Below are 24,890 nucleotides of genomic sequence, written 5' to 3' on the forward strand. Positions count from 1 at the left end.
CGGCTAGGTGGCGGAGACGCCCGCGATCTCCCCTTCCCGGAACGCGTTGACGAACAGCTGGTGGTCCCTGCGGCTCACCTCGGCGTACGCGATGCCGAAGTCGACGATCTCGCCGACGAACTCGTCCAGCCTGCCGTCGACGACGTTCTGGATGGCGTTTTCGGTCTGGAACGTGACGAGGGTCTGATCGCTGTCCTCGTCGGAGACGCAATGCACCTTCGCCGTCGCCCGGCCGAGGTCCTCGAGCACCGGCGCGATGTCCTCCGGTTCGGTGAGATCGGACCAGTCCAGGTCCAGTTCGTACGGGGAGAGTTCGGCGACCACGAAACCGGTGTCGCCGATCTCCGTGTAGCCGAGCAGCGGATCGGTGTGTACCTGCAGGGCCCGCTGACTCACCGCGGTGCGGTGACCTTCGTGTTCGAAGTAGCCGCGGACGGCGGTTTCGTCGACGATGCGGCTCGGGGCGGCGACGTTGCCCTGCTTGAGCGACAGCACGATGTCGTTCTCGAGTGCCTGCGTCGCCCCTTCGATGAGCACGTTGTACGCAGGAAGGCCGGCGCTGCCGATCCCGAAGCCCTTCCGCCCGACCACGTCCTTGATCCGGTAGAACACCGGCCGTGCCGACCGCTTGCTGCGCGGAATTCTCTCGACGTACGTCTCGACCGCCTCGCTCACGGTGGTGCGTTCCTGCTCGTCCACTTCGCGGACGCCGCGGCCGCGCCGGAAGTGCCGATCGTAGTCCTCGAGCACCGTGACGGACTCGAGCAGGCTCACCCGGGTGGCGAGGCGCGCACGAAGGAGGAGGTCGTGAATGGCGCCGCGAGAATTGTCCAGGCCCAGCGCGAAGTCCTCGTCCGTCTCCTGCCGCGCATAGTGCAGGACATGGTCGACGTAGCTGCGCAGATACGTTTCGGCCAGTTCGCGGACGTCCTTCTCGGGGAGGGCCTTCTGCCAGCCCATCAGGGCCAGGCTCGCGACGAAGCGACGAAGATCCCAGCTGAAGTGCCCCACGTACGCCTCGTCGAAATCGTTGACGTCGAAGACGAGGGTGCCTTCCGAGTTCATGTACGTGCCGAAGTTCTCCAGGTGCAGATCGCCGTGGATCCACACTCGGCCGGTGCGCTCGTCGGCCCACGGATCGTCGAAGTCACGCAGATCGTCGTAGAACAGGCAGGCGCTGCCCCGGTAGAAGGCGAACGGATCGGCGGCCATCTTCCGGAACTTCGTGCGAAACGCACTCGGGTCCGCCTCCATCAGATCGGCGAAGGCCTCGACGAGGACCTCCACGATCCGACCCTGCCTCGTGGAATCGGCGACGTCCACACCAGCCTCCTTCTCGCGGTCCACGGGGCGCCGCACGCCTCGTCACGACCGCACTGCACCACGGTAGCGTTCCCGCGCGCCCAGCGACTGCAGATACGCCCACGCATCGGCCACGATCGCATCGAGGTCCGTGTGTCTCGGCCGCCAGCCCAGTTCGGCCTGCACACGTGCGCCGGACGCGACGAGGACCGCCGGATCACCGGCGCGCCGCGGGGCGTCCCGGGTGGCGATGGTTCGGCCCGTCACGCGTTCGCAGGACGAGATCACCTCCCGCACACTGAACCCGGTGCCGGTGCCGAGGTTGTAGACGCGGTGCGTTGCGGGCCGGGCCGACTCGAGCGCGAGGATATGCGCCTCCGCCAGGTCGTGGATGTGGATGTAGTCGCGGACGGCAGTGCCGTCCGGGGTGGGCCAGTCGGTGCCGAACACCGAGATCTCGTCCCGGTGCCCGGCGGCGACCTGCAGCACCAGCGGGATCAGGTGTGTTTCCACGAGACGGTTCTCGCCGAGCCCGGCGTACGCGCCGGCGACGTTGAAGTAGCGCAGACTGCACGCGGCCAGACCGTGCGCGACCGCGTACGACGTGATCGCGTGGTCGATCGCCAGTTTGGTGGCACCGTACGGGTTGGTCGGCCGGGTCGGTGCGTCCTCGGTGATCGGCACGGAGTCCGGTGATCCGTACGTCGCTGCGGTGGAGGAGAACACCAGCCGGCCGGTACCGGACGAGCGCATGGCCTCCAGCAGGGTCAGGGTCTTGACGACGTTGGCGTTCCAGTACGTCTCCGGCGTCACCACCGACTCCCCGACGAGGGAGCGGGCGGCGAAATGCAACACGCCGTCGAAGTCCCCGCTGCCGAGAACCCGCTCGGCCGCACTCGCGACGTCCTCCTCGACGAACTCCGCTCCTGCCGGCACCGCGTCGGCGTTGCCGGTCGACAGGTCGTCCACGACCACGACCGTGTGGCCGCACTCGAGCAGCCGCTGGGCGCAGACGCTGCCGACGTAACCGGCGCCGCCGGTGACGAGAAGTTTCACTTGTTGCTCCTTCGGTTCGGCGGTGGGGGGTCGGTTCGCTCAGTCGCCGAGTCGCGCCCCCGTCGTCGGGGAGAAGTAGTGCAGGCGGGCCGGGTCCGGTGCCAGCCGGATCACCTCGCCCTTGGCCGGGGATGCGGAGTCGCTGACGCGCGCGACGATGTCGTGTCCGCCGAGTTCGCCGTCGCGGACGATGCGTCCGTAGATGTAGGCGTCCGCGCCGAGTTCCTCCACCACGTCGACCTTCACCGTGGTGCCCCGGTCGGACACGGTCCACGCCTCGGGGCGGACACCGACGACCACCCGGCCGGTGTCCAGGGCGCCCACCACCGACCGCTCGATCGGCGTCGACAGTGAACCGATCCGGGCGTCGCCGTTCACGACGTCGACCTCGAACAGGTTCATGGCCGGTGACCCGATGAACCCGGCGACGAAGCTGTTGACCGGCTTCTCGTACAGCGTCTTCGGGCTCGCGCACTGCTGCAGGATGCCCGCTTTCATGACGGCCACGCGGTCGCCCATGGTCATGGCCTCCACCTGGTCGTGGGTGACGTACACGGTGGTGGTGCCCAGCCGGCGCTGCAGCAGTGAGATCTGGGTGCGGGTCTGCACCCGGAGTTTCGCGTCGAGGTTCGACAGCGGCTCGTCCATGAGGAACACCTGCGGGTCGCGGACGATCGCCCGGCCCATCGCGACACGCTGACGCTGCCCACCGGAGAGGGCCTTCGGCTTGCGGTTCAGGTAGTCGCCGAGATCGAGAATCTTCGCGGCCTCCTCGACGCGGCGGCCGATCTCACTCTTGTCCATGCCGGCGATCTCGAGGGCGAAGCCCATGTTCTTCGCCACCGTCATGTGGGGGTACAGCGCGTAGTTCTGGAACACCATCGCGATGTCCCGTTCCTTCGGTGCGAGGGCGGTGACGTCGCGTTCGCCGATGCGGATGGCACCGTAGTCGACGTCCTCGAGACCGGCCAGCATCCGCAGCGACGTCGACTTGCCGCACCCGGACGGGCCGACGAGGACGAGGAATTCGCCGTCCTCGATGTCGAGGTTCAGCGAATCGACGGCCGGCACATCGGAACCGGGGTACATCTTGGTGGCTGCGTCGTACGTGACTCGTGCCATGGTGTTCTCCTGGTCGTGGAAGGGGATCTCAGAGTCGGTGTGCCGAGCCCGACGGCTCGGCGTGCAGGAACTGGGGGACCGGCAGGCCGGCGGTCTCGGCGCGTCGGGCGACGTTCTCGACGACGGCGTCGACCCGGTCGGCGGGTACGAGGGCGATCGCGGAGCCGCCGAAGCCGCCGCCGGTCATCCGCGCACCCCAGGCGCCGGCCTCGAGGGCGGCGTCGACGGCGGAGTCGAGCTCGACGGAGCTGACCTCGTAGTCGTCGCGCAACGAGGCGTGCGAGCGGTTCAGGGCGTCGCCGATGTCGGCGATCCGGCCGCGGTCGAGCAGGTCGGCGACTTCCCGGACGCGGCGGATCTCGCCGAGCACGTGCCGGACCCGCTGCGCTGCCGGGGAACTCAGTCCCGCGACGGCGGCGTCGGGGTCGGCGACGTCGCGCAGGGTGGCGACGCCGAGGTCGACGCAGGCCTTCTCGATGGCGGCGCGCCGGTTGCCGTACTTGCCGTCGACCAGCCGGTGCGGCGCGTTGGTGTCGATGACCACCAGCCGGGCGTCGGCGGAGTCGAAGTCGAGCGAAACGTGGCGGGTGGCGCCGTCCCGGCAGTCGAGGAGCAGAGCGTGGCCGGGGCGGGCGAGCATCGCGACCGACTGGTCCATGCCGCCGGTGGACGCGCCGGCGATCTCGTTCTCCGCGCGGATGGACGCGGTGATCAGCGGGCGGCGGCCGGCGTCGTCCGTGGACAGTCCGGCGAGGTCGGCGGCGGCGAGAGCGAAGGCGCACTCGAGCGCTGCCGAACTCGACAGCCCGGAGCCGACGGGGACCGTCGAATGCACTGCGACGTCGAAACCGGTTCCCGCCGTGAGGTGTCCGGACCGGTGTAGCGCCCACACCACCCCGGCGACGTACGCGGCCCAGCCGGCCGGGTGGCCCGGGGCGACGTCGTCGAGCGGACCGCGCCAGGACTCGCCGGTGTGCGTGGACACGGCGTGCAGGATCCCGTCGCCCCGCACACGGACGGCGACGACCGTCACGTAGGGGAGCGCGAACGGCAGGACCAGTCCGCCGGCGTAGTCGACGTGCTCACCGATGAGGTTGACTCGGCCGGGTGCCGTCCAGACGCCGTCCGCGGCGCCGCCGAACGTGCTGCGGAACAGCGCCTCCGCGGGGCCGGCGACCGAGGCGGCGTCGACGGGGGTGACCCACTGCGCACCATTCACGACGCCACCTCCCGCAGCCGGTCGGCGATGCGCTCGGGGGTGGTGTCGTTGACCCACGCCCCCATCCCGGACTCGGATCCCGCCAGGTACTTCATCCGGCCCGGCGACCGCATCATCGAGAACAGTTGCAGGTGCAGGCGTCCGAGCGGACGGTCCTCGCCGACGGGCGCCTGGTGCCACGCGGCGATGTAGGGCACGGCGTCGACACCCTCGAAGAACCGGTCGACCCGCCGCAGCAGTTCGAGATAGACGTGGGCGAGTTCGTCCCGCTCGTCTTCGGACAGTTCGGTGAGGTCACGGACGTCGCGGTGCGGTGCGAGATGCACCTCCAGCGGCCAGCGCGAGGCGGCGGGAACGTACGCGGTCCAGTGCTCGGCGGCCAGGACCACGCGCCTGCCGGATCGTGTTTCGGCGTCGAGGACGTCGGCGAGCAGCAGCCGCCCGGTGCTCTCGAAGTGCTCGCGGGAGCGCCGGATCAGTGCGTCCGTGCGGGGCGGCAGGTACGGGTAGGCGTAGATCTGCCCGTGCGGATGGGTCAGGGTGACGCCGATTTCCTTGCCCCGGTTCTCGAAGCAGAACACCTGCCGGACCCCCGGCAGCGCCGACAGTTCGGCGGTGCGGTCGGCCCAGACGTCGACGACGGTGCGGACCCGGTCGACGCTCAGGGTGGCGAAGGCGGCATCGGGGTTGCTGGTGAAGCACACGACCTCGCACCTGCCCGCTCCCGGTGCCAACGGCCACAACGCTTCTCCGTCGACGCAGTCCGGAAGGTCCTGCTCGGCGGCGGCCGTCGCCAGCGACGGGAAACGGTTCTCGAACACCACCACGTCGTAGTCGTCGGCCGGAATCTCCGTAGGTGCCTTGCCCGGCACGCTCGGGGCGAGCGGCGACGCGTCCGGCGGCGGCAGGAACGTGCGGTCCATCCGCTGGGCAGCGATGACCACCCATTCCCCGGTGAGCACGTCGAACCGCATCTGCGACTGCGACACCGCCGGCGGCAGCGGACGTGAATCCACCAGCTCGCGGGTGGCTCCGCCCGACACGTACGGCTCGGAGTCGTCGAAGTAGATCAGTTCGCGGCCGTCCGCGAGGGTCGTCCGGGTCTTGCGCATCCGGAGCCGCGTCCCGGTCTCCGGCGCATCCTGTTCGTCACGCACGGTCATCGGTGGGTCCTTCCCGGTTCTCCCGTGTCACCACGAGGTCGCCGACGTGGTCGGCGAGAGCTTCCTGGGCGGTGCGCTCGAGCCCGGCGTCGGTGATGAGGATGTCGACGTCGGACAGTGGGATCGTGTTCGCCAGCGCGGTCACCCCCCACTTCGTGTGGTCGGCGAGCACCACGACCCGCCGCGACGACGCGACGAGCGCCTGATTGGTCTGTGCTTCCATCAAATTGGGGCAGGTGAGTCCGGAGTCGATCCCCATGCCGTGCGTACCCAGGAACAGCATGTCCACGTGGATCCCGCGCAGGGCGGCGACCGTGAGCGGCCCGACCAGCGCGAACGACGGGGTGCGCTGACCACCGGTGAGGAGGATGGTCTGGTCGTCGCGGCCGCCCTCGTGGAAGGCGTCGGCGACGGGCAGCGAATTGGTGACGACGGTGATGTCGGGGACGTCGAGGAGTTCGCGGGCGAGGGCGTGCGTGGTGGTGCCGCCGGAGATGCCCACCGACGTGCCTGGCCGCACCAGCCGGGCGGCGGCGCGGGCGATGGCCCGCTTGGCCTCCCGGTCGAGTTCGGACTTCGCCGAGAACCCCGGTTCGTGCACACTTGCCGACCGCGGCAGCGTGACCCCGCCGTGCACCCGCTCGACGAGACCCTGCTCGACGAGTTCGTTGATGTCGCGCCGGATGGTCATGTCGGAGACCCCGAGCGTCGCGCCGAGGTCGACGACCTTCACCGCACCGCGGGAGGTGACCTCGTCGAGGATCACCTGCTGGCGCTGACGAGCGAGCATCATGCGTCCGCCTTTCGGGTCCGGGCGCCGGTGTCGGCGCTGTCTTCGCGAATCACAGCACAGCTGCCGGGTGCCAGCGTGAGCGGTCCGTCGACCACTCGTTCGGTGACGAGGTCGGTGCCGGACACCTCGACGGTCACCTTCTCGGGCGTGTGGTTGAGGACGAACAGCCACGACCCGTTCTCGCCCCGCCTGCGTACGATCTCGACGGCGGAGTTCTGTCCCGCGTGGAGATCGAGACCTGCTGCGGCGCAGATCGTCTCGGCGATCCTCGCCCAGCCCTGCGTGTCGGGGACGGTGGCGAGGTACCAGGCCGCGCCGTCGCCGACCGGCCTGCGGGTGAGGGCGGGCACGCCCTGCAGATGCCCCTCGGTGTGGCGGGCGAGAACGTCCACGTCCTCGGACACCGTCAGGTACTCGGTCCAGATGCGGGCCGCGGTGCCGTCGTCGAGGGCGACGGTCTCGTCGGCGCCGAGCGGGAAGAACTCCTCGGTGCGGACACCCAGCAGGTCGCGGAACGCCCCGGGGTAGCCGCCGAGCCGGATGTGATCGTCGCGGTCCGCGATCCCGGAGAATGCGGTGACCAGCACCTGGGCGCCGGCGCGGGTCGCGGCCTCGATGCGCGCGGCGTCCTCGTCGCTGCACAGGTACACGGCCGGAACGACCACCACGGCGTACCGGCTCAGGTCGGCGTCCGCGGGGATCACGTCACACGTGACGCCGGAGAAGGCGTGGTGGGCGCGTTCGGCGATCGCCATGGGCTGCATCAACCGGGACGGGTGCCCGTCCTGCTCGCACGCCCACTGCGACTCCCAGTCGAACAGCACACCCACCGGCGCCTCGACGCGACTGCCTGCCACCGGTTCGAGGCGGCGCAGCACGGCGCCGAGCTGGACGACTTCCCGCCATCGCGCGGAGTCGGTGCCCGCGTGCGGAACCAGGGCCGAATGGAATTTCTCCGCACCCGCGTCGGACGCGCGGAACTGGAAGAAGGCGATGCCGTCCGCTCCGCGGGCGACGTGGGCGAGGGAGTTGCGCAGCATCTCCCCGGGTGCCTTCGCCCGGTTGACCGGCTGCCAGTTGACGGCGCTCGTCGAATGTTCCATCAGCAACCACGGCCGTGAGCCGGCGATGCCGCGGGTCAGGTCGGCCGAGAACGACAGCCGGTGGTGGGCGGCGCCGTCGCCCGTCGCGGGCCCCACCAGGTAGTGGTCGGTGGACACCAGGTCCTGTTCGGGCGCCCACTGCGTGTAGTTCATGTCGCCGGCGAGCGACTGCGGTGAGCCCATGCCCACCATGAAGTTGGTGGTGACCGGGATGTCGGGGGTGATGCGCCGCAACACCTCCCGCTCGGCGAGGTACTGGTCGAGGAGGGCGTCCGAGCAGAACCGGCGCCAGTCCAGCAGATGCGTGGGATTGCCGAACGTCGTGCTCGCGGCGGGCGGCACCACTTCGTTCCAGTCGCTGTAGTGCTGGCTCCAGAACGTCGTGCCCCACGCCCGGTTGAGTTCGGTCAGGTCGCCGTAGCGACGCTGCAGCCACCGCCGGAACGCCCGCGCACTGTCGGGGGAGTAGCAGCGTGAGTTGTGGCAGCCGAGTTCGTTCGACACATGCCAGAGCGCGAGTGCGGGGTGGCCGCCGTATCGGGTCGCCATCTTCTCGACGAGGACGAGGGAGTGGTCGCGGTAGATCGGGGAACTCGGGCTCCATGTCTGCCTGCTGCCGATCTCGTACCGGTAGCCACGCTCGTCCACGGGCCGGACCTCGGGATGCGCGGCCGTGAGCCAGGGCGGTGGGGACGCGGTCGCGGTGGCCAGGTCGACGCGGACGCCGCCGTCGTGCAGGAGGTCGAGGACGCGATCGAGCCAGCCGAAGTCCCACGTGTCGGGGGTGGGCTGGAGCCGCGCCCAGGAGAAGACGCCGACGGTCGCGAAGTCGACACACGCCTCGCGCATGAGTTCGACGTCGCGCTGCCAGATCTCTTCCGGCCACTGCTCGGGGTTGTAGTCACCGCCGAAGGAAATGCCCCGGGTCGGCCACCGCAGGTGCCGCCCGCCGGAATCGCTCGCTGTGTGCATGCTCACAATCTGTCGGATCGCTGTTCAAAAGTCAACACTAATGAACATTTCTGCACTTGTGCAGGTGAACGCGCATGCGACTGGTTGACAACGCGCAGTGCGGCGTGATTTTGTAACCTGCATCACGTAAGGGCGTGAGGCGACAGCACCGAAATGTGATCGAAGTTGTTCGATTTCGATCAGGTGGTGAGCGACTCCGCCCCCACCCGGTACTCAACCGAAAAGGGCACCATGAACCGAAACGAGCTGCCGCACCCGTGGCAACCCTCCCGGCGCACCTTTCTCAAGGCCGCGCTCGGCGCCGCGGGCGCCCTGTCGACCGCGGGCCTGCTGTCCGGGTGCACGAGCGGTGTCGACCCCCACGTGATCACCCTCGGATCGCGGCTGTCGGACAAGAACGCCAAACTCGGCGTCCAGGACGTCGTCGGGATGTTCCAGCAGCAGACCGGCGCCGCCGTGCGGATCAACTCCGTCGACTCCACCTCGTTCCAGGAGAACGTCAACAACTACTTGCAGGGCACCCCGGATGACGTCTTCACCTGGATGTCGGGGTACCGCATGAAGTACTTCGCCGACAAGGGTCTCGTCGACGACGTCAGCTCGGTGTGGCAAGCGCACGGCAGCGGCTTCAGTGACAGTTTCCGTGAGGCGTCCACCGGAACCGACGGCCAGCAGTATCTGATCCCGTTCTTCTACTACCCGTGGGCGGTGTTCTACCGCCCCAGCCTCTGGCAGCAGCGGGGCTACGCGCCGCCGAAGACGTTCGACGAATGGGTGGCCCTGTCCAAGCGCATGCAGGCCGACGGACTCACCCCGGTCGGGTTCGGCGTCCGCGACGGCTGGCCCCCGTTCGGCACGTTCGACTATCTCGACCTGCGCCTCAACGGCGTCGACTTCCACCGCTCCCTGCTCGCGGGCGAGGTGAGCTGGACCGACAACCGCGTCCGGTCGGTGTTCGACACCTGGCGCGAGATCCTCCCGTTCCACCAGTCGCAACCGCTGGGCCGCAAGATGTCCGAGGCGCAGCAGGCACTCCTGAACAAGGAAGTCGGCATGCTGGTGGCCGGCATGTTCGTCGCGCAGAGCTTCCCCGCAGGGCCCGACCGCGAGGATCTGGACTTCTTCGCGTTCCCCGAACTCGACTCCGCCGTCGGCGCTTCGGCGGTCGAGGCGCCGATGGACGGATTCATGATGCGCAAGGACCCGCGGAACCTCGGTGGCGCGCAGCAGTTCCTCTCCTTCCTCACCAGCGCCGACGCCGCAGTCGCGTATGCGAAGCAGGACCCCCAGGCGATACCCGCGCACCGCGACGCCGATCTGTCGAGTTTCTCTCCGCTCGTGCAGAAGTCGGCCGCCCTCGTCCAGGGTGCGGGGTCCATCACCCAGTTCCTCGACCGGGACACCCGCCCCGACTTCGCGTCCGTCGTCATGATCCCGGCGATGCAGCAGTTCCTGGGCAACCCGAACGACGTCGACGGCCTGGTCCGCAGCATCGAGCGTCAGAAGGCGGCGGTGTTCGGGCAATGAGAGCACACGAGAAGACAACGACCACCATCACGGTCCCGACAGGTCAGGTGAATTCATGACCAGCACAGTTCCTCCCCAGGCCGGAACCGAACCCAGGGTTCGGGCACCGAAGATCCGGCGCAGCCGGGGTGACCGGTGGACCATCGCCGTCATGCTCGGGCTGCCCGCCGCGATCGTGATCGGGATGGTGTGGATTCCCACCGTGTTCACGGTGATCCTGTCGTTCGCACGCTGGGACGGCATCGGCGGCACGTCCACCATCGAGTGGATCGGCCCGCAGAACTACGTCGACGCCGTCCAGGCGTACCCCCCGTTCCAGCAGGCCCTCCACAACAACGTCCTCTGGCTGGCGTTCCTGTTCGTCTTCCCGACGATCCTCGGCATCTTCCTCGCGGTCCTCCTCGACCGGGGTCTGAAGGGGAGCCGGCTGTACCAGAGCATCTTCTACATCCCCGTGGTGTTGTCGATGGCACTGGTTGGGTTCGTGTGGCAGCTGATCTACGCCACCGACGGCGGCGTGCTCAACACCATCCTCGGCACGGACGTCGACTGGCTAGGCAACCCCGACGTCAACATCTGGGCCGTCATGGTCGCCGCCAGCTGGCGGCACACCGGCTACATCATGTTGCTGTACTTGGCCGGTCTCAAGGCCATCGACCCGTCGGTGCGCGAAGCGGCCCTCATGGACGGTGCGGGTCCGATCCGCACGTTCTTCCGGATCGTGTTCCCCCTGATGAAGCCCACCAACCTGCTGATCATCGTCATCACCGTCATCGAGGCCCTGCGCGCCTTCGACCTCGTGTGGGTGATCAACAAGGGCCGCAACGGACTCGAACTCATCTCCGCCCTCGTCACCGCCAACGTCGTGGGCGAAGCGGGCCGGGTCGGATTCGGGTCTGCCCTGGCGACGATCATGCTCGTGATCTCGCTGGTATTCATTGCCCTCTATCTCTGGATCGTGATGCGGAGCGACGACTGATGACTATGACGACACCCCTCGCCGACCACAGTGCGCCCGTCGACCGGACCTGGCCCCGCAACAAGGCTGCGGTGGCCAACCGGCGCCGGCTGAGTACCGCGCACGCCGCGATCTACCTCCTTCTCACCGCCCTGGCATTGCTGTGGATCTTCCCGCTGCTGTGGGCGCTCTACAACTCGTTCCGCGACTACGACTACGTCCTCAGCCACGGCTATCTGTCGGTCGGCGGATTCACGCTCAGCAATTACACCGAGTCGTGGGAAGTCGGCGGTATCCCGCACTACTTCCTCAACTCGATGCTCATCACCATCCCGGCGGTGCTGCTGATCCTGTTCATCGGGTCAATGGCGGCGTTCGTGCTCGCCCGGTTCCCGTGGAAGTTCAACGTGATCATGCTGGCGGTGTTCATCGCGGGCAATCTGCTGCCGCAGCAGACACTGCTGACCCCGTTGTTCCGTCTGTACAACGCGATTCCGCTGCCGTACTGGATGAGTTCGTCGGGCTCGCTCTACGACAGCTACTGGGGACTGATCCTGGTGCACGTCGCGTTCCAGACCGGGTTCTGCGTGTTCGTGCTCAGCAACTACATGAAGACGGTCCCGCCGGAACTGCTCGAGGCGGCGACGGTGGACGGCGCCGGGCTGTTCCGTCAGTACTGGCAGGTGGTGCTCCCGCTGTGCCGTCCGGCGCTGGCCGCGCTCGCGACGCTCATGATCACCTGGATTTACAACGACTTCTTCTGGGCACTGGCGCTGATGGTCAGCGGCGACAAGCTGCCGGTCACCACCGCACTGCAGAATCTGCAGGGCAGCTTCTTCACCGACACCAACCTGCTCGCCGCCGGATCGGTGCTCGTCGCACTGCCTACGGTGCTCGTATTCGTCGCGCTGCAGCGGCATTTCGTTTCCGGACTGACGATGGGAGCCAACAAGTGACTGCGACTCCACCGCACGCATACGTCCACCTCACCGCCGGCGGCGTGTCCGTCGTTCTCGATCTCACCGGGGGCCGGTTGCCGGCGATCGTGCACTGGGGCGCGGCGCTCGGCGACCTCACCCTCGCCGACGTCGAAGCCCTGGCGCAGGCGAACATCGAGCCCCCGGCGGGCAACGTGGTCGACCTCCCGGTGCGGCTGTCGATACTCCCCGAACACCACACCGGGTGGGTGGGTAAGCCCGGGATCGCGGGGCACCGGGACGGCGCCGACTGGTCGCCGCTGTTCACGACCACCGCGCTCACGGTCGACGCAGCCGAGCACCGGTCGGGACTCGTCGCGGTCGGTGCCGGCGCGGTGCGGGTCGCCGCGCACGACACGGTCGCCGATCTCGGTCTGGTCCTCGACATCGAGCTGCTACCGAGCGGCCTGCTCCGGGCGCGCGCCGAGGTCACGAACGCGGGCGACTCCTTCTACGTTCTCGACGACCTCCAGCTCGCCTTCCCGGTCCCGCCGCAGGCCCGCGAGATCCTCGACTTCGCGGGCCGGTGGGGGAAGGAACGGACCCCGCAGCGCCGTGAACTCACCGTCGGCATCCACGAACGCGAAGGACGGAAGGGACGCACCGGCCCGGACGCCGCGACGGTGCTCTCCGTCGGCGTACCCGGATTCGGGTTCGGCCGCGGCGAAGTGTGGGGCACCCACGTCGCGTTCAGCGGCAACCACCGCCACTACGCCGAACGTCTCTTCACCGGTTTCCAGGTGGTCGGCGGCGGGGAACTGCTCCTGCCGGGCGAGGTACGGCTCGCGGACGGCGAGAGTTACGCAACGCCCTGGGTCTACGGCGCCTACGGCGACGGCCTCGACGCCCAGGCACATCGCTTCCACGACTATCTCCGGTCGCGGCCCACGCACCCGCGGCGCGTGCGCCCGGTGACGATCAACGTGTGGGAGGCGGTCTATTTCGACCACGACCTGGCCCGGTTGACGGACCTGGCGGATCGCGCGGCGAAGCTCGGCGTCGAACGCTATGTGCTCGACGACGGCTGGTTCAGGTACCGGCGCAACGATCTGGCGGGCCTGGGGGACTGGCACGTCGACGAGACGGTGTGGCCGAACGGTCTGCATCCGCTCGTCGATCACGTGCGTTCCCTCGGCATGGAGTTCGGCCTGTGGTTCGAACCGGAGATGATCAACCTCGATTCCGACCTCGCGCGGGCGCATCCGGAGTGGGTCATGGCGACCGGCGGGCGCACGCCCGTGCCGTCCCGGAACCAGCAGGTGCTCAATCTGGGGATCCCCGAGGCGTACGACCACATCCTGGAGCGCATGTCCGCGATCCTCGGCGAGTACGACATCGCCTACATCAAGTGGGACCACAACCGCGACCTGATCGACGCGGGCACCGCACCGCACGGCCGCGCCGGCGTCCATGACCAGACCCTCGCGACCTACCGGCTGATGGACGAACTGAAGCGCCGCTTCCCCGGACTGGAGATCGAATCCTGCTCGTCGGGCGGAGCGCGGGTGGACCTCGGAATCCTCGAGCGCACCGACCGCGTCTGGGTTTCGGACTGCATCGATCCGCTCGAGCGCCAGCAGATGAACCGGTGGACGATGCAGCTGCTTCCCCCCGAGCTGCTGGGCTCGCACATCGCGTCCGGCATCTCCCACACGACCGGCCGGTACCACCGCCTGTCCTTCCGGGCGGGGACGGCGCTCTACGGTCACCTCGGAATCGAGTGGGATCTCGCGACCGCCACCGACGACGAGAACGTTCAGCTCGCGGTATGGATCGACGTGTACAAGCGACACCGGGAACTCCTGCACACGGGAACGATGGTGCGCGCCGACGAGATCGACCCGACCCTGCTCGTCTACGGCGCGGTCGCGCAGGACCGGGCGGAGGCGCTGTTCTTCCTCGCGTACGTGGGGCGCTCCGAGGTGTCACCGCGCGGCAGGTTCACGCTGCCCGGGCTCGACCCCGACCGGCGCTATCGGGTGCGTCCCGTCTTCGCCGGTGCACCGGACGAGGGCCTGAAACCCCCGGCGTGGTTCGACGTGCACCCACAGGGTGGTCGAGCCGACGGGCTGTCCGCGGGGAGCGAGGTTCCCGGCGTCTCGATGACGGGCCGGGCCCTCGCGGTCGCCGGACTGCAGACACCCGCGTCCTTCTCCGACGACGTGGTCGTGCTCTCCGTCACCGCGGAGGCGTAGCCGCGGCACCAGGTGGGCAGGATTCACCCTGGGGTAGGTGGCCGGTGCCCCCGCAGCGGGGCACCATGGTTTTCACCAGTCGGCGAAAAAGTTGAACCGCGGGAGGTAAGTCAACACTCGAACGCCGCATGAAGAGAACACCTCACCGGAACCCGAACCCGGTGAGGTGTTTTCGTCTGTTCTGCCGTGCGGGTCAGAACTCCATGCCCGCGTCGGCGCCCATCTGCATGGTGGTGTTTCCGCCGTCGAGGGATTCCCGGATGATGTCGGCGTGACCGGAATGGTGGCCGGTCTCCCGGATGATGTGGAGCAGGGTGCGGCGGATCGTCCACCACTGCCGCTCGGGTGCCCAGGGTGCGGTGGGCAGTGGGACGAGCACGTCCAGGTCGTCGAGGCCGGCCACGGCGGCCTCCGTTGCGCGGGCCACTTCGGCGTACTCGGTGAGCAGTCCCTCGAGGGTTTCGTCGTCGCGCATGTAGTACTTCTCCATCGCCCACTCCATGTCGAACTCCGCGTTCTCGTCCGGCTCGAGAATGGTTTCGACCCAGTGCTTTTCCGTGTGGGACACGTGCTTGATCAGTCCGCCGAGCGTCAGGTCGCTGACGGTCGAACGTTGCCGTGCCTGTGCGTCGTCGATGTCGCGGACGGTGATCAACAGGGTGGCTCGCTGCTCCTGCAGGATCTGGAGGAGGTCGGCGCGCTCACCGGTGGCCGGGGACTTCTGCGAAGTGGTCATGAGAAGAACAATAGAAGCGATTGAGGTCAGAAACAGTCCTCATTAGGAAGGCCTTCTCAGGGTTTTTCTCGGGGTCCAAGTTGGGTGCCTTCCTGGATGTGTGGAAAGCGCGCGCCGCGAAGGATTCTCGGTATGAACTTCGACTCTCCGGGACCGGTGCCCCGGCCTTCGCACCGACGCGTATGGCCCCGCGTTCTCGGGGGCATGGTGTCGCCCGTCCTCGTCGCCGTCACGGTGGGAGTCGGCACGTTCGCGTACGCCTCGACCGCCGCCGAGAGCGATACCGGCGGGCAGATGGAATTCCGGCGAGCCCTGACGATTCCGCCGCTCGCGCCGGGTGTTGCGGGCCCCGATTTGGGTACCCCCACGGTGACGCGCCATACCGATATCGCCGGGTCGAGCCGGATCGGCGCGGGCGAACCCGCGATGCCCCACCAGCCCGCACCCGGGTGACCCCGCTCGGTTCTCTCGTCTGGGTCCGCCCAGCCCACCGATGATCAGCCCACCGATGAAAGGAATCATCATGATCCGCACGACGATGACCGCACTGGCAGCCGTGGCTCTCGTGTTCGGCGCCGCGTCCGTGACCCAGACCGCTGCCGCCCACCCGGCCTGCAACTCCTCCTACGAGGGCACGACCAACGACGAGTACGACCCGGACCCCGACTTCACGGGGACGACCAACGACGAGTACGACCCCGATCCCGAGTATTCGGGTACGTCCAACCGCGAATACGACCCCGACCCGGAGTTCCACGGCAGTACCGATCCGTGCCAGGTGTGAGTCCGGTCAGCGGTTCCGGCGCAGCCACGGAGACACACCGGGAGCGAACAGGGCGAGCACTCCCACCGCGACGAGGGCGCTGTAGGCGAGCGGCGCCCACTGCAGCACACCGGCGGTCGCGTCACCGGCGTCGGACAGCAGGGTCCACAGGCCCACTCCGCCGGCGACGCTGAGGACGCCGACGACCGCGAGGGTGATCTGGCCCGCCGGTTTCCGGGCGCGCAGGAGTTGTATGCCCAGCAGTCCGAGGAGGATCAGGACGACGGCGATGGCGCCGCTGCCGATCAGCGTCAGGTTCACCGTGTCGGTGATGTCCGTCGCGGAATCGCCGGGATTGTCGGCGGCGACCGACGCCTCGAGGGCGTCGCGGACCGCGCCGAGGTCGAGCGCGATGGCGCCGGCGATTCCGGCGAGAACGACGAACGATCCCACCCAGGCGGACAGCGACACCGCGACGGCCTTCGGGGTGGTATCGGTGGGGGTGGCGCGCAGCGGGGTGACCGCGAACTCCGGACGCGGCGGTACGGGTCGCGGCGGTTCGGGCCGACGTGGCGGCTGTTCGGGTGTCGTCACGCTGCGATCCTATCGACCTGCCGTACCGTGGCGTGCCGACGCGCGGGTCCGCGTCGGCGGCCCCGAAGCAAGGCCTCGAAACACGGCGCCGAAAAAGATGTGGGCATCCGGGAACAAATCTCCGCACCCCTCCGTTGAGCCTTACGACAACATGAGCGTGCAAGACTCAAGTTCGAATTGACTCCCGACGGTGTCGGAGTGCAAACTTGAGCGGAGGGCGCTCACTAAGCGCCAACATCGCAGTTCAGTAATGAAAAACCTGCCCACAGGACTGCAAAACGAAAGTGAGGAACACTATGGCTCGTGCCGTCGGTATCGACCTCGGTACAACGAACTCGGTCGTGTCTGTGCTGGAAGGCGGCGAGCCCGTAGTGGTCGCCAACGCCGAAGGTTCACGCACCACCCCGTCGATCGTCGCCTTCGCCAAGAACGGTGAGGTGCTGGTCGGCCAGCCCGCCAAGAACCAGGCCGTCACCAACGTCGACCGCACCATCCGCTCCGTCAAGCGCCACATCGGCACCGACTGGAACGTGGAGATCGACGGCAAGAAGTACACGCCCCAGGAGATCAGCGCGCGCACGCTCATGAAGCTGAAGCGCGACGCCGAGGCGTACCTGGGTGAGGACATCACGGACGCCGTGATCACCGTCCCCGCGTACTTCGAGGACGCCCAGCGTCAGGCCACGAAGGAAGCCGGCCAGATCGCCGGTCTCAACGTCCTGCGCATCGTCAACGAGCCCACCGCGGCCGCACTGGCCTACGGCCTGGACAAGGGTGACAAGGAACAGACCATCCTGGTCTTCGACCTCGGTGGCGGCACCTTCGACGTCTCGCTGCTCGAAATCGGCGACGGCGTCGTCGAGGTTCGCGCCACGTCCGGCGACAACCACCTCGGTGGTGACGACTGGGACGAGCGCATCGTCACGTGGCTCGTCGACAAGTTCAAGGCTCAGAACGGCATCGATCTGACCAAGGACAAGATGGCCCTGCAGCGTCTCCGCGAGGCTGCCGAGAAGGCCAAGATCGAACTGAGCTCCTCGCAGAGCACGTCGATCAACCTGCCCTACATCACCGTCGACGCGGACAAGAACCCGCTGTTCCTCGACGAGCAGTTGTCCCGCAGCGAGTTCCAGAAGATCACGTCTGATCTCCTCGACCGCACCCGCGCGCCGTTCCAGGCCGTGATCAAGGACAGCGGTATCGCCGTCAAGGACATCGACCACGTCGTGCTCGTCGGTGGTTCCACCCGTATGCCCGCCGTCTCCGATCTGGTGCGCGAGCTGACCGGTGGCCGTGAGCCCAACAAGGGCGTCAACCCGGACGAGGTCGTCGCCGTCGGCGCCGCCCTGCAGGCCGGCGTCCTCAAGGGCGAGGTCAAGGACGTGCTGCTCCTCGACGTCACCCCGCTGTCCCTCGGCATCGAGACCAAGGGTGGCGTGATGACCAAGCTCATCGAGCGCAACACCACCATCCCGACCAAGCGTTCCGAGACCTTCACCACGGCTGACGACAACCAGCCCTCGGTGCAGATCCAGGTGTTCCAGGGTGAGCGCGAAATCGCCTCGCACAACAAGCTGCTCGGCTCGTTCGAGCTGGCCGACCTGCCGCCCGCCCCGCGTGGCGTGCCGCAGATCGAGGTCACCTTCGACATCGACGCCAACGGCATCGTGCACGTGACCGCGAAGGACAAGGGCACGGGCAAGGAGAACACGATCAAGATCCAGGACGGCTCCGGTCTGTCCAAGGAAGAGATCGAGCGGATGGTCAAGGACGCCGAGGCTCACGCCGAGGAAGACAAGGCCCGCCGCGAGGAGGCCGAGGTGCGCAACCAGGCCGAGTCGCTGGTGCACCAGACCGAGAAGTTCATCAAGGACAACGAGGACAAGGTGCCCGCCGACGTCAAGGAGAAGGTCGAGGCTGCCATCAAGGAAGCCAACGACGCTCTCGCAGGCACCGACATCGCGGCCGTCAAGACCGCGGTCGAGAAGCTGGCCACCGAGTCGCAGGCCCTCGGCCAGGCGATCTACGAGGCCAGCGCCGCTGAGGAAGCCGCCAACACCGACGGCTCCGGCGCGAATGGTGCCGACGACGTCGTCGACGCCGAGGTCGTGGACGAGCCGTCCGACTCGGAGAAGAAGTGACGTCCGACAACACCGAGCAGGAACCGGTCACTTTCGTGGACAAGCGGAAGATCGACCCCGAGACCGGTCGGACACGGGACGCGGAGCCGGTAGTGGAGCCCCTCGCGGGCACCGCTGCCGCACCGCAGCCCGGCTCGGTGGACGAGGGGGCCCTGCCGGAGACGGCAGCTCCGGAGACGGACGAGTTGGCGGAGCGCACCGCCGACCTGCAGCGACTGCAGGCGGAGTACGCCAACTACCGCCGCCGCGTCCAGCGCGACAAGCAGGCCGACATCGCGAACGCCAAGGCGTCCGTCGTCGGTGAGCTCATCGCGGTGCTGGACGACCTCGACCGTGCACGCAGCCACGGCGACCTCGACTCGGGGCCGCTGAAGGGTGTGGCGGACAAGCTCACCGGCACCCTCACGTCGCTCGGCCTGAGCGAGTTCGGCGCCGAGGGCGACGCATTCGATCCGGCGCTGCACGAGGCAGTGCAGCACGAGGGCGAGGGTCACGACCCCGTTCTCGGCACAGTGATGCGAAAGGGCTACAAATTCGGTGATCGCGTCCTGCGGCATGCGATGGTAGCTGTGATCGATCGCGCAGGCGATGCCGGCGCGAACACCTCCGACGAGGCGGCGAAGCCCGCCGAGTCGGAACAAGAGTAAGAGCGAGAGGAGGAGACGCCCAGTGAGCCAACGGGAGTGGATCGAAAAGGACTTCTACAAGGAGCTGGGCGTCTCGTCCCACGCATCCGCGGACGAGATCAAGAAGGCGTACCGCAAGCTCGCCCGCGACCTTCATCCCGACGCGAACCCCGGCGACACGAAGGCCGAGGAGCGTTTCAAGTCCGTCAGCGAAGCACACGCCGTGCTCTCGGACCCTGCCAAGCGCAAGGAATACGACGAGGCCCGGCGACTGTTCGCGAGCGGCGGTTTCGGACAGGGCGGCGGCGGATTCAACCCCGGAGCCGGCGGTTTCGGCCAGGGCGGATTCGACATCAACGACCTGTTCGGTGGCGGCGGCGCGGCGGCCGGTGACGGCGGCCTCGGCGACATCTTCGGTGGCCTGTTCAATCGCGGCGCCGGTGGCGGCGGCGCGACCCGCACGACCAACCGTCCCCGTCGCGGCAGCGACGTCGAGACGGAGACGACCCTCGAATTCCGTGAAGCCACGCTGGGCGTCACGGTTCCGCTGCGGCTGACCAGTCCGTCGCCGTGCACCACCTGCCACGGCAGCGGTGCCAAGCCGGGAACCAGCCCGCGAGTCTGCCCGCGCTGCAACGGGACCGGAATCGTCAGCCGCAACCAGGGCGCGTTCGGGTTCAGTGAGCCGTGCGACGACTGCCGCGGCACCGGCTCCATCATCGACTCGCCGTGCGAGGTGTGCCACGGCAACGGCGTCACCAACCGGACCCGCACCATCACCGTCCGCGTCCCCGCGGGTGTCAGTGACGGACAGAAGATCCGGCTGGCAGGCCAGGGTGAAGCGGGCCTGCGCGGCGCACCGTCCGGCGACCTGTTCGTCACGGTCCGGGTGCGTCCCGACAAGGTGTTCGGCCGCAACGGCGACGACCTCACCCTCGTCGTCCCCGTCAGTTACGGTGAGCTCGTGCTCGGAACCACCGTCTCCGTCCCCACCTTGGAGGGGCGTGTCGGTGTGAAGATTCCGGCGGGCACCGCCGACGGCCGGGTTCTGCGGGTGCGCGGCCGAGGCGTCCCCAAGCGTGCCGGTGGCGCCGGTGACCTACTGGTCACGGTCAAGGTCGCCGTTCCGCAGAAGCTCGACGACCCGGCCACCGAAGCATTGAAGACCTATCTGGAAGCAGAGAAGGCCAGCGGATTCGATCCGAGGGCCGGGTGGGCGGGTGCTTGATGAGCGATACGACCCAGGATCCACGCGAGAGCGCCGTTGATCCGGACGCCCAGATCTTCGTGATCTCGGTGGCCGCGGAACTCGCCGGCATGCATGCGCAGACGTTGCGCAACTACGACCGGCTCGGTCTCGTCACCCCGCACCGCACGTCCGGTGGCGGGCGACGGTACTCGCCGCGGGATGTGGCGTTGCTCCGCGAGGTGCAACGCCTCTCGCAGGACGAGGGCGTCAACCTCGCCGGGATCAAGCGGATCATCGAACTCACCAACCAGGTGGAGGCTCTGCAGCACCGGGTTCGCGAGCTGGCCGAGGAGATCGCGAAGATTCATGCCGGGTACCGGCGTGACCTCGTTCCGATCCCGCGGAGCAACGCCCTCGTCGTGTGGAAACCGCGGCACCAGCGCTGACCCGGCGATCTCTCGGGTGAACCGAACCGATGTCGCACTGGTCCTGTCGGAGTGAACCAGTGCGACATCGGGCCCCAACCCCCGGCTTATCGGTCGCGGTTGCCCCAGCGGGGCCCGCGGCGGGTGCGTGATCGCGGAATGTTCATCTCCTCGAGGCGTGCCTTGATCTCCTCGGTGGTCCACATCGTGCGGGAGACGGTGGGGGTGGGGGTCTCGGTGACGTGCATGATCATGTTCTCCGGCTTTCGTCGAGTGTTCGGTGGACGGTCGGGATCGTCTGTCAGGGGTGCCCGTACAGGTGGTAGCCGGCGTTCATGTTCGGGTAGCCCGAGTCGATCCAGCTGCTGATGCCGTAGGCGTGGCCGTAGTTGGCGTCGACGCGAGTTCCGTCCACGTCGGTCGTGTTGCTGTAGTTGTCGGCGCGGAACACAGCCTGGGCACCGCCGGGGAGCGAGTACGTGGCGTCCACCTCGACGCCGTTCGGGTCGGTGGAGAATGCCTTCACGATCTGGCTGCTGTGCGGGGCGAGGTAGTCCGACGGCGCCTGAATCCACTGCCCGTAGGGGTTCGACGAGCCCGCGAGGACCATCGGCAGATCGGTGTCGTTGCTGATCGTCATCGCGATCGTGGGTCCCGACGTCGGCATCGTGCCCGCGGTGGCAACCCCGGCGGCGGCGATGGCGAATCCGGTGACGGCCACTGCGGTGGCGGGCAGTGCGATGAAGAATGCGACGCGGCGGCGGGCGGTGGTGCGCATGATGGCTTCTCCTGGGTTCTGGAACTTCGGGGGTCTGACGCTTCGGGGGGAACGTCTGGGGCCGTGGGGGTTTCGGTTTCCGATCTCCCCGTTTTCCGGTGTGCATCAACTATGTCGCGAAGGCGCGCCGTCGTCTGTCCACCGACAGGACGGAGGGCGGGATGAATCCGCTGTCCACCGATCGGGGGACAGCGGGGTCGCGAAGTGCTCCGCGCGGGCCTGCTCTCGTGAGAAAGTGAGCAATGGACTTCGCCGGAGTCGCTTCGCCTCGGACCGCGCCGTGAGCGCCGTGCGTGTGGTGGTGGGCGACGACCACCCGATCTTTCGGGACGGTGTCGTCCGTGCGCTCCTCGCGAGTGGCGACATCGAGGTGGTCGGCGAGGCGGACGACGGTGCGGCGGCGCTCGCCCTGATCCGCGAACTCGCCCCCGACGTCGCACTGCTCGACTATCGGATGCCGGAGCTGGACGGTTCCCAGGTGGCGGCGGCCGTCCGACGAGCCGAACTCGCCACGCGGGTGCTGCTGCTGTCGGCGCACGACGAGTCCGCGATCGTCTACCACGCGCTGCAGGAGGGGGCAGCGGGGTTTCTGCCCAAGGAATCGACTCGGGCGGAGATCGTGAAAGCCGTCCTGGACTGTGCACAGGGCCGCGACGTCCTTCCCGCCTCCCTCGCCGTCGGACTGGCCGGCGAGGTGCGTCGTCGCAGTGAACCGGTCGGGCCGGCGCTGAGCGGCCGGGAGAAGGAAGTGCTGGCGCTCATTGCGCGCGGCCAGAGCATTCCCACGATCGCCGGTGAGCTGTATCTGGCGCCGTCGACGGTCAAGACCCATGTCCAGCGCCTCTACGAGAAGCTCGGGGTGAGCGACCGCGCGGCCGCGGTGGCCGAGGCGATGCGACGCGGCTTGCTGGAGTGACGTGCCGCTTCCGTCCCAGAGTCGCGTAGTTCGTCGTTACAGCACCGAGGCGGTCCGGGTGACCGCCATACTCCGGTTACCGCTGATCGGTCTGATGGCGCTGCTCGGGCCGGTGATCCGCGTGACGCACTGGCAACCCGACGTCTTCGCGGGTCTGCTGATCGGGTATGCGGCGATCGCTCTCGGCTGGCTGATCTTCGTCCTGGTGCGGGACGTCGGACCGTGGGCGGGCTGGGTGTCCACGGCCGCGGACGTCACCGCGGTAGTGGCGTTGTGCGTCGTCTCCGGCGGCGCGACGTCGGTGCTGCTGCCGGTGTTCTTCCTGTTGCCGATCTCGGTGGCGTTCCAGTACCGGCCGCGTCTGACGGCGATCGTCGGCGTCTGCACCGCCGTCGGGTACCAGGTGGTGTGGATCGTCTACTCCAAGCGCGACGACGCAGTCGGCTTCCCCGACGAGGTGTACCTCTACTTCGGGTTCCTGTTGTGGCTCGCGGCCGCGACGACGGCGTTGTCGTACGTGCTGGTCCGGCGCTCTGCGACGGTGATCTCGCTGATGGATGTGCGCAGGCAGCTGATCGCCGAATCGATGGGCGCCGAGGAACGCGAGCGACGGCAACTGGCCGAGGACCTCCACGACGGGCCCCTGCAGAATGTCCTGGCCGCCCGGCTGGACGTGGAGGAGGCCCTGGAGCGAAACCCGGACGACATGCTCGTCGCCGCCGAGTCCGCCCTCCGCGAGACGGCGGCGCAACTGCGGTCCACGGTCACCACACTGCATCCGCAGGTCCTCGCGCAGCTGGGCCTCACCGCGGCGCTGCGCGAGCTCACGGATCTCTACGCCCGACGGGGGTTCGAGATGTCGGTGAGCCTCGACGACGTCGGTCACCCCGACTGCCAGGAGCTGTTCTACCGGGTGGCGCGGGAACTGCTCACCAACGTGACCAGACATGCCCGCGCCACGACGATCGAATTCGCACTCACCCGCGCCGACGGGCGGACCACGCTGACGGTCGCCGACGACGGCGCCGGTTTCGATCCGGCCGTCGTCCCGGAACGGGTGGCGCAGGGGCACATCGGGCTGGCGTCGCACATCGTGCGGGTCGAAAGCCTCGGCGGCACCTTCGACGTCACGTCCTCACCCGGATCGGGCACCCGCGTGGTGGTGACGGTGCCGGACTCGCGCTGACGGCGCTGGGCGGTTGACGTGTTCGCTGACGGGTAATCGGGGACCAGTCGATCGCGAAGGAAGGGCAGAGCAATGGGTACGCGCGAGTCGTCCCGGACGAAGTCGCCGGTTCAGATCGCCGCGCTCGTCGTGGGTGCGGTATTCCTCATGGTCGGGATCCTGGGTTTCGTTCCCGGCATCACGACCGACTACGACCTGCTCGGCGGCGCCGGGCACCATTCGGGCGCGAAACTGCTGGGGATATTCCAGGTTTCGGTTCTGCACAACGTCGTTCACCTGATTTTCGGCGTCGCCGGCATCGCATTCGCCAGGACAGTGCAGACTGCGCGCCTGTACCTGATCGTCGGCGGTGTGGTCTATCTCGTGCTGTGGATTTACGGACTGGTGATCGACCAGGCCAGTGCGGCGAACTTCGTGCCGGTCAACACGGCAGACAATTGGCTGCACTTCGCACTCGGCGCCGGAATGGTCGCGCTCGGATTCTTCACGGCGCGGGTCGGGTCGTCGCCCGCAACGGACCCGACCCGCCCTCACTCGCCGATGGACTAGTCACTGCGGGTGGCGGCCCTCGGCGAATTCCTCGACGATCTTCGCGCAGAACGCGGGCAGGTCGTCGGGGTTGCGGCTCGACACCAACCCGTTGTCGACCACCACTTCCTCGTCGACCACGGTTCCGCCCGCGTTGCGGATATCCGTGCGCACGCTGGGATACGACGTGAGAGTGCGGCCGCGGACGACGTCGGCCTCGACCAACGTCCACGGTCCGTGGCAGATCACGCCCACCGGTTTGCCCGAAGCGACGAAGTCACGGACGAAGGCGACGGCGGACGCGTCCATCCGGAGGTGGTCGGGGTTCGTGGTGCCGCCGGGCAGGATCAATGCGTCGAAGTCGGCGACCGCCACGTCGCCGACGACGGCGTCGACGGCGTAGGTGCCTGCCGCGTTCACGTCCGAGTTCATGGCCTGGATCTTGCCGGGGGACAACGAGATCAGCCGGACCTCCGCGCCGGCGTCCTCCACGGCCTTCCGGGGTTCGACGAGTTCGACTTCCTCGACGCCGTGGGTGGCCAGGATCGCGACCTTCCGGCCGCGAAGTGTCTCTGCCGATGTCATGGGCACTTCCTTCCTTTCGTGAGAACAAGCGACGGG

At 68.1% G+C, this 24,890-nt stretch carries 25 protein-coding genes; 13 read left to right on the top strand and 12 right to left on the bottom strand.

What is annotated here, in order from left to right; translation table 11 throughout:
* Positions 1-3 precede the first annotated feature (3 nt).
* Genes QM841_RS21390 through QM841_RS21420 form a run of 7 tightly spaced genes read right to left on the bottom strand, consistent with a single transcriptional unit; the run spans position 4 to position 8,730 of the window.
* Complete coding sequence (locus QM841_RS21390) at positions 4-1,323, bottom strand: DUF2252 domain-containing protein (protein ID WP_283333494.1); 1,320 nt, start codon at positions 1,321-1,323, stop codon at positions 4-6.
* Positions 1,324-1,365: 42 nt separating this feature from the next.
* Positions 1,366-2,358 carry a UDP-glucose 4-epimerase GalE gene (gene galE / locus QM841_RS21395; RefSeq protein ID WP_283333495.1) on the bottom strand — a complete coding sequence of 331 codons (993 nt, stop codon included), beginning with the start codon at positions 2,356-2,358 and terminating at the stop codon, positions 1,366-1,368.
* Positions 2,359-2,397: 39 nt separating this feature from the next.
* Positions 2,398-3,480 (bottom strand): ABC transporter ATP-binding protein, encoded by a 1,083-nt coding sequence (locus QM841_RS21400; protein ID WP_280780847.1) that lies wholly within the window; start codon positions 3,478-3,480, stop codon positions 2,398-2,400.
* A gap of 28 nt (positions 3,481-3,508) precedes the next feature.
* A complete protein-coding gene (gene galK / locus QM841_RS21405; RefSeq protein WP_283333496.1) occupies positions 3,509-4,699 on the bottom strand; it encodes a galactokinase in 1,191 nt (396 codons plus the stop codon).
* Positions 4,696-5,862, bottom strand: coding sequence for a galactose-1-phosphate uridylyltransferase (galT, locus tag QM841_RS21410; protein ID WP_283333497.1), 1,167 nt, complete (start codon positions 5,860-5,862; stop codon positions 4,696-4,698). Before galT ends, galK begins: the two co-directional genes overlap by 4 nt.
* Entirely contained in the window at positions 5,849-6,655 is an 807-nt protein-coding gene (locus tag QM841_RS21415) for a DeoR/GlpR family DNA-binding transcription regulator (RefSeq protein ID WP_283333498.1), read from the bottom strand. Before QM841_RS21415 ends, galT begins: the two co-directional genes overlap by 14 nt.
* On the bottom strand, positions 6,652-8,730 hold the full coding sequence (locus QM841_RS21420) for a beta-galactosidase (protein ID WP_283333499.1): 2,079 nt from the start codon (positions 8,728-8,730) through the stop codon (positions 6,652-6,654). Before QM841_RS21420 ends, QM841_RS21415 begins: the two co-directional genes overlap by 4 nt.
* 231 nt (positions 8,731-8,961) lie before the next feature.
* Between QM841_RS21420 and QM841_RS21425 the strand changes: the two genes are divergently transcribed.
* Genes QM841_RS21425 through QM841_RS21440 form a run of 4 tightly spaced genes read left to right on the top strand, consistent with a single transcriptional unit; the run spans position 8,962 to position 14,387 of the window.
* Entirely contained in the window at positions 8,962-10,257 is a 1,296-nt protein-coding gene (locus tag QM841_RS21425; protein ID WP_283333500.1) for an ABC transporter substrate-binding protein, read from the top strand.
* Positions 10,258-10,312: 55 nt separating this feature from the next.
* On the top strand, positions 10,313-11,236 hold the full coding sequence (locus tag QM841_RS21430; protein ID WP_283333501.1) for a carbohydrate ABC transporter permease: 924 nt from the start codon (positions 10,313-10,315) through the stop codon (positions 11,234-11,236).
* Positions 11,236-12,171 (top strand): carbohydrate ABC transporter permease, encoded by a 936-nt coding sequence (locus QM841_RS21435; protein WP_283333502.1) that lies wholly within the window; start codon positions 11,236-11,238, stop codon positions 12,169-12,171. Before QM841_RS21430 ends, QM841_RS21435 begins: the two co-directional genes overlap by 1 nt.
* Positions 12,168-14,387: an alpha-galactosidase gene (locus QM841_RS21440; RefSeq protein ID WP_283333503.1), complete on the top strand. Its 2,220-nt coding sequence runs from the start codon at positions 12,168-12,170 to the stop codon at positions 14,385-14,387. Before QM841_RS21435 ends, QM841_RS21440 begins: the two co-directional genes overlap by 4 nt.
* 193 nt (positions 14,388-14,580) lie before the next feature.
* On the opposite strand, the gene QM841_RS21445 is transcribed toward QM841_RS21440, so the two are convergent.
* Positions 14,581-15,123, bottom strand: a complete 543-nt coding sequence (locus QM841_RS21445) for a DinB family protein (RefSeq protein ID WP_283333504.1) — start codon at positions 15,121-15,123, stop codon at positions 14,581-14,583.
* Between the two features lie 132 nt (positions 15,124-15,255).
* Between QM841_RS21445 and QM841_RS21450 the strand changes: the two genes are divergently transcribed.
* On the top strand, positions 15,256-15,576 hold the full coding sequence (locus tag QM841_RS21450; RefSeq protein WP_283333505.1) for a hypothetical protein: 321 nt from the start codon (positions 15,256-15,258) through the stop codon (positions 15,574-15,576).
* Between the two features lie 70 nt (positions 15,577-15,646).
* On the top strand, positions 15,647-15,907 hold the full coding sequence (locus tag QM841_RS21455) for a hypothetical protein (protein ID WP_005238337.1): 261 nt from the start codon (positions 15,647-15,649) through the stop codon (positions 15,905-15,907).
* A 6-nt stretch (positions 15,908-15,913) separates the two neighbouring features.
* Here QM841_RS21455 and QM841_RS21460 read toward each other — a convergent pair whose 3' ends face one another.
* Positions 15,914-16,480: a hypothetical protein gene (locus tag QM841_RS21460; RefSeq protein WP_283333506.1), complete on the bottom strand. Its 567-nt coding sequence runs from the start codon at positions 16,478-16,480 to the stop codon at positions 15,914-15,916.
* Between the two features lie 296 nt (positions 16,481-16,776).
* On the opposite strand from QM841_RS21460, the gene dnaK reads away from it, so the two are divergent.
* From dnaK to QM841_RS21480, 4 genes are read left to right on the top strand one after another with little or no spacing between them, the layout of a single operon-like run.
* Positions 16,777-18,621, top strand: a complete 1,845-nt coding sequence (gene dnaK, locus QM841_RS21465; protein WP_009478758.1) for a molecular chaperone DnaK — start codon at positions 16,777-16,779, stop codon at positions 18,619-18,621.
* Positions 18,618-19,268, top strand: a complete 651-nt coding sequence (gene grpE, locus QM841_RS21470; RefSeq protein WP_009478759.1) for a nucleotide exchange factor GrpE — start codon at positions 18,618-18,620, stop codon at positions 19,266-19,268. Before dnaK ends, grpE begins: the two co-directional genes overlap by 4 nt.
* A gap of 22 nt (positions 19,269-19,290) precedes the next feature.
* Positions 19,291-20,475 carry a molecular chaperone DnaJ gene (gene dnaJ, locus QM841_RS21475; RefSeq protein WP_005238348.1) on the top strand — a complete coding sequence of 395 codons (1,185 nt, stop codon included), beginning with the start codon at positions 19,291-19,293 and terminating at the stop codon, positions 20,473-20,475.
* Entirely contained in the window at positions 20,475-20,882 is a 408-nt protein-coding gene (locus QM841_RS21480; RefSeq protein WP_011597686.1) for a heat shock protein transcriptional repressor HspR, read from the top strand. Before dnaJ ends, QM841_RS21480 begins: the two co-directional genes overlap by 1 nt.
* 86 nt (positions 20,883-20,968) lie before the next feature.
* Here the strand turns inward: QM841_RS21480 and QM841_RS21485 are convergent, their stop codons facing one another.
* Complete coding sequence (locus QM841_RS21485; RefSeq protein ID WP_009478761.1) at positions 20,969-21,115, bottom strand: hypothetical protein; 147 nt, start codon at positions 21,113-21,115, stop codon at positions 20,969-20,971.
* A 47-nt stretch (positions 21,116-21,162) separates the two neighbouring features.
* Positions 21,163-21,639 (bottom strand): hypothetical protein, encoded by a 477-nt coding sequence (locus tag QM841_RS21490; RefSeq protein ID WP_280780859.1) that lies wholly within the window; start codon positions 21,637-21,639, stop codon positions 21,163-21,165.
* Positions 21,640-21,928: 289 nt separating this feature from the next.
* On the opposite strand from QM841_RS21490, the gene QM841_RS21495 reads away from it, so the two are divergent.
* From QM841_RS21495 to QM841_RS21505, 3 genes are all read left to right on the top strand, one after another.
* Positions 21,929-22,555: a response regulator gene (locus QM841_RS21495; RefSeq protein ID WP_025432069.1), complete on the top strand. Its 627-nt coding sequence runs from the start codon at positions 21,929-21,931 to the stop codon at positions 22,553-22,555.
* A gap of 1 nt (position 22,556) precedes the next feature.
* Entirely contained in the window at positions 22,557-23,741 is a 1,185-nt protein-coding gene (locus QM841_RS21500; protein WP_283333507.1) for a sensor histidine kinase, read from the top strand.
* 72 nt (positions 23,742-23,813) lie between these two features.
* Positions 23,814-24,290, top strand: a complete 477-nt coding sequence (locus tag QM841_RS21505; protein WP_283333508.1) for a DUF4383 domain-containing protein — start codon at positions 23,814-23,816, stop codon at positions 24,288-24,290.
* Here QM841_RS21505 and QM841_RS21510 read toward each other — a convergent pair whose 3' ends face one another.
* Positions 24,291-24,854, bottom strand: coding sequence for a type 1 glutamine amidotransferase domain-containing protein (locus QM841_RS21510; RefSeq protein WP_283333509.1), 564 nt, complete (start codon positions 24,852-24,854; stop codon positions 24,291-24,293).
* Positions 24,855-24,890 lie beyond the last annotated feature (36 nt).

The sequence above is a fragment of the Rhodococcus sp. IEGM 1307 genome (assembly GCF_030056915.1).
Lineage (GTDB): Bacteria > Actinomycetota > Actinomycetes > Mycobacteriales > Mycobacteriaceae > Rhodococcus_F > Rhodococcus_F opacus_D.

Coding starts and splice junctions, on each gene's coding strand:
- QM841_RS21505 (WP_283333508.1), top strand. CDS start 23,814: ATGGGTACGCGCGAGTCGTCCCGGACGAAGTCGCCGGTTCAGATCGCC.
- galT (WP_283333497.1), bottom strand. CDS start 5,862: ATGACCGTGCGTGACGAACAGGATGCGCCGGAGACCGGGACGCGGCTC.
- dnaK (WP_009478758.1), top strand. CDS start 16,777: ATGGCTCGTGCCGTCGGTATCGACCTCGGTACAACGAACTCGGTCGTG.
- QM841_RS21485 (WP_009478761.1), bottom strand. CDS start 21,115: ATGATCATGCACGTCACCGAGACCCCCACCCCCACCGTCTCCCGCACG.
- QM841_RS21450 (WP_283333505.1), top strand. CDS start 15,256: ATGAACTTCGACTCTCCGGGACCGGTGCCCCGGCCTTCGCACCGACGC.
- QM841_RS21415 (WP_283333498.1), bottom strand. CDS start 6,655: ATGATGCTCGCTCGTCAGCGCCAGCAGGTGATCCTCGACGAGGTCACC.
- QM841_RS21400 (WP_280780847.1), bottom strand. CDS start 3,480: ATGGCACGAGTCACGTACGACGCAGCCACCAAGATGTACCCCGGTTCC.
- QM841_RS21445 (WP_283333504.1), bottom strand. CDS start 15,123: ATGACCACTTCGCAGAAGTCCCCGGCCACCGGTGAGCGCGCCGACCTC.
- QM841_RS21425 (WP_283333500.1), top strand. CDS start 8,962: ATGAACCGAAACGAGCTGCCGCACCCGTGGCAACCCTCCCGGCGCACC.
- QM841_RS21490 (WP_280780859.1), bottom strand. CDS start 21,639: ATGCGCACCACCGCCCGCCGCCGCGTCGCATTCTTCATCGCACTGCCC.
- QM841_RS21420 (WP_283333499.1), bottom strand. CDS start 8,730: ATGCACACAGCGAGCGATTCCGGCGGGCGGCACCTGCGGTGGCCGACC.
- QM841_RS21510 (WP_283333509.1), bottom strand. CDS start 24,854: ATGACATCGGCAGAGACACTTCGCGGCCGGAAGGTCGCGATCCTGGCC.
- QM841_RS21480 (WP_011597686.1), top strand. CDS start 20,475: ATGAGCGATACGACCCAGGATCCACGCGAGAGCGCCGTTGATCCGGAC.
- QM841_RS21430 (WP_283333501.1), top strand. CDS start 10,313: ATGACCAGCACAGTTCCTCCCCAGGCCGGAACCGAACCCAGGGTTCGG.
- QM841_RS21435 (WP_283333502.1), top strand. CDS start 11,236: ATGACTATGACGACACCCCTCGCCGACCACAGTGCGCCCGTCGACCGG.
- QM841_RS21455 (WP_005238337.1), top strand. CDS start 15,647: ATGATCCGCACGACGATGACCGCACTGGCAGCCGTGGCTCTCGTGTTC.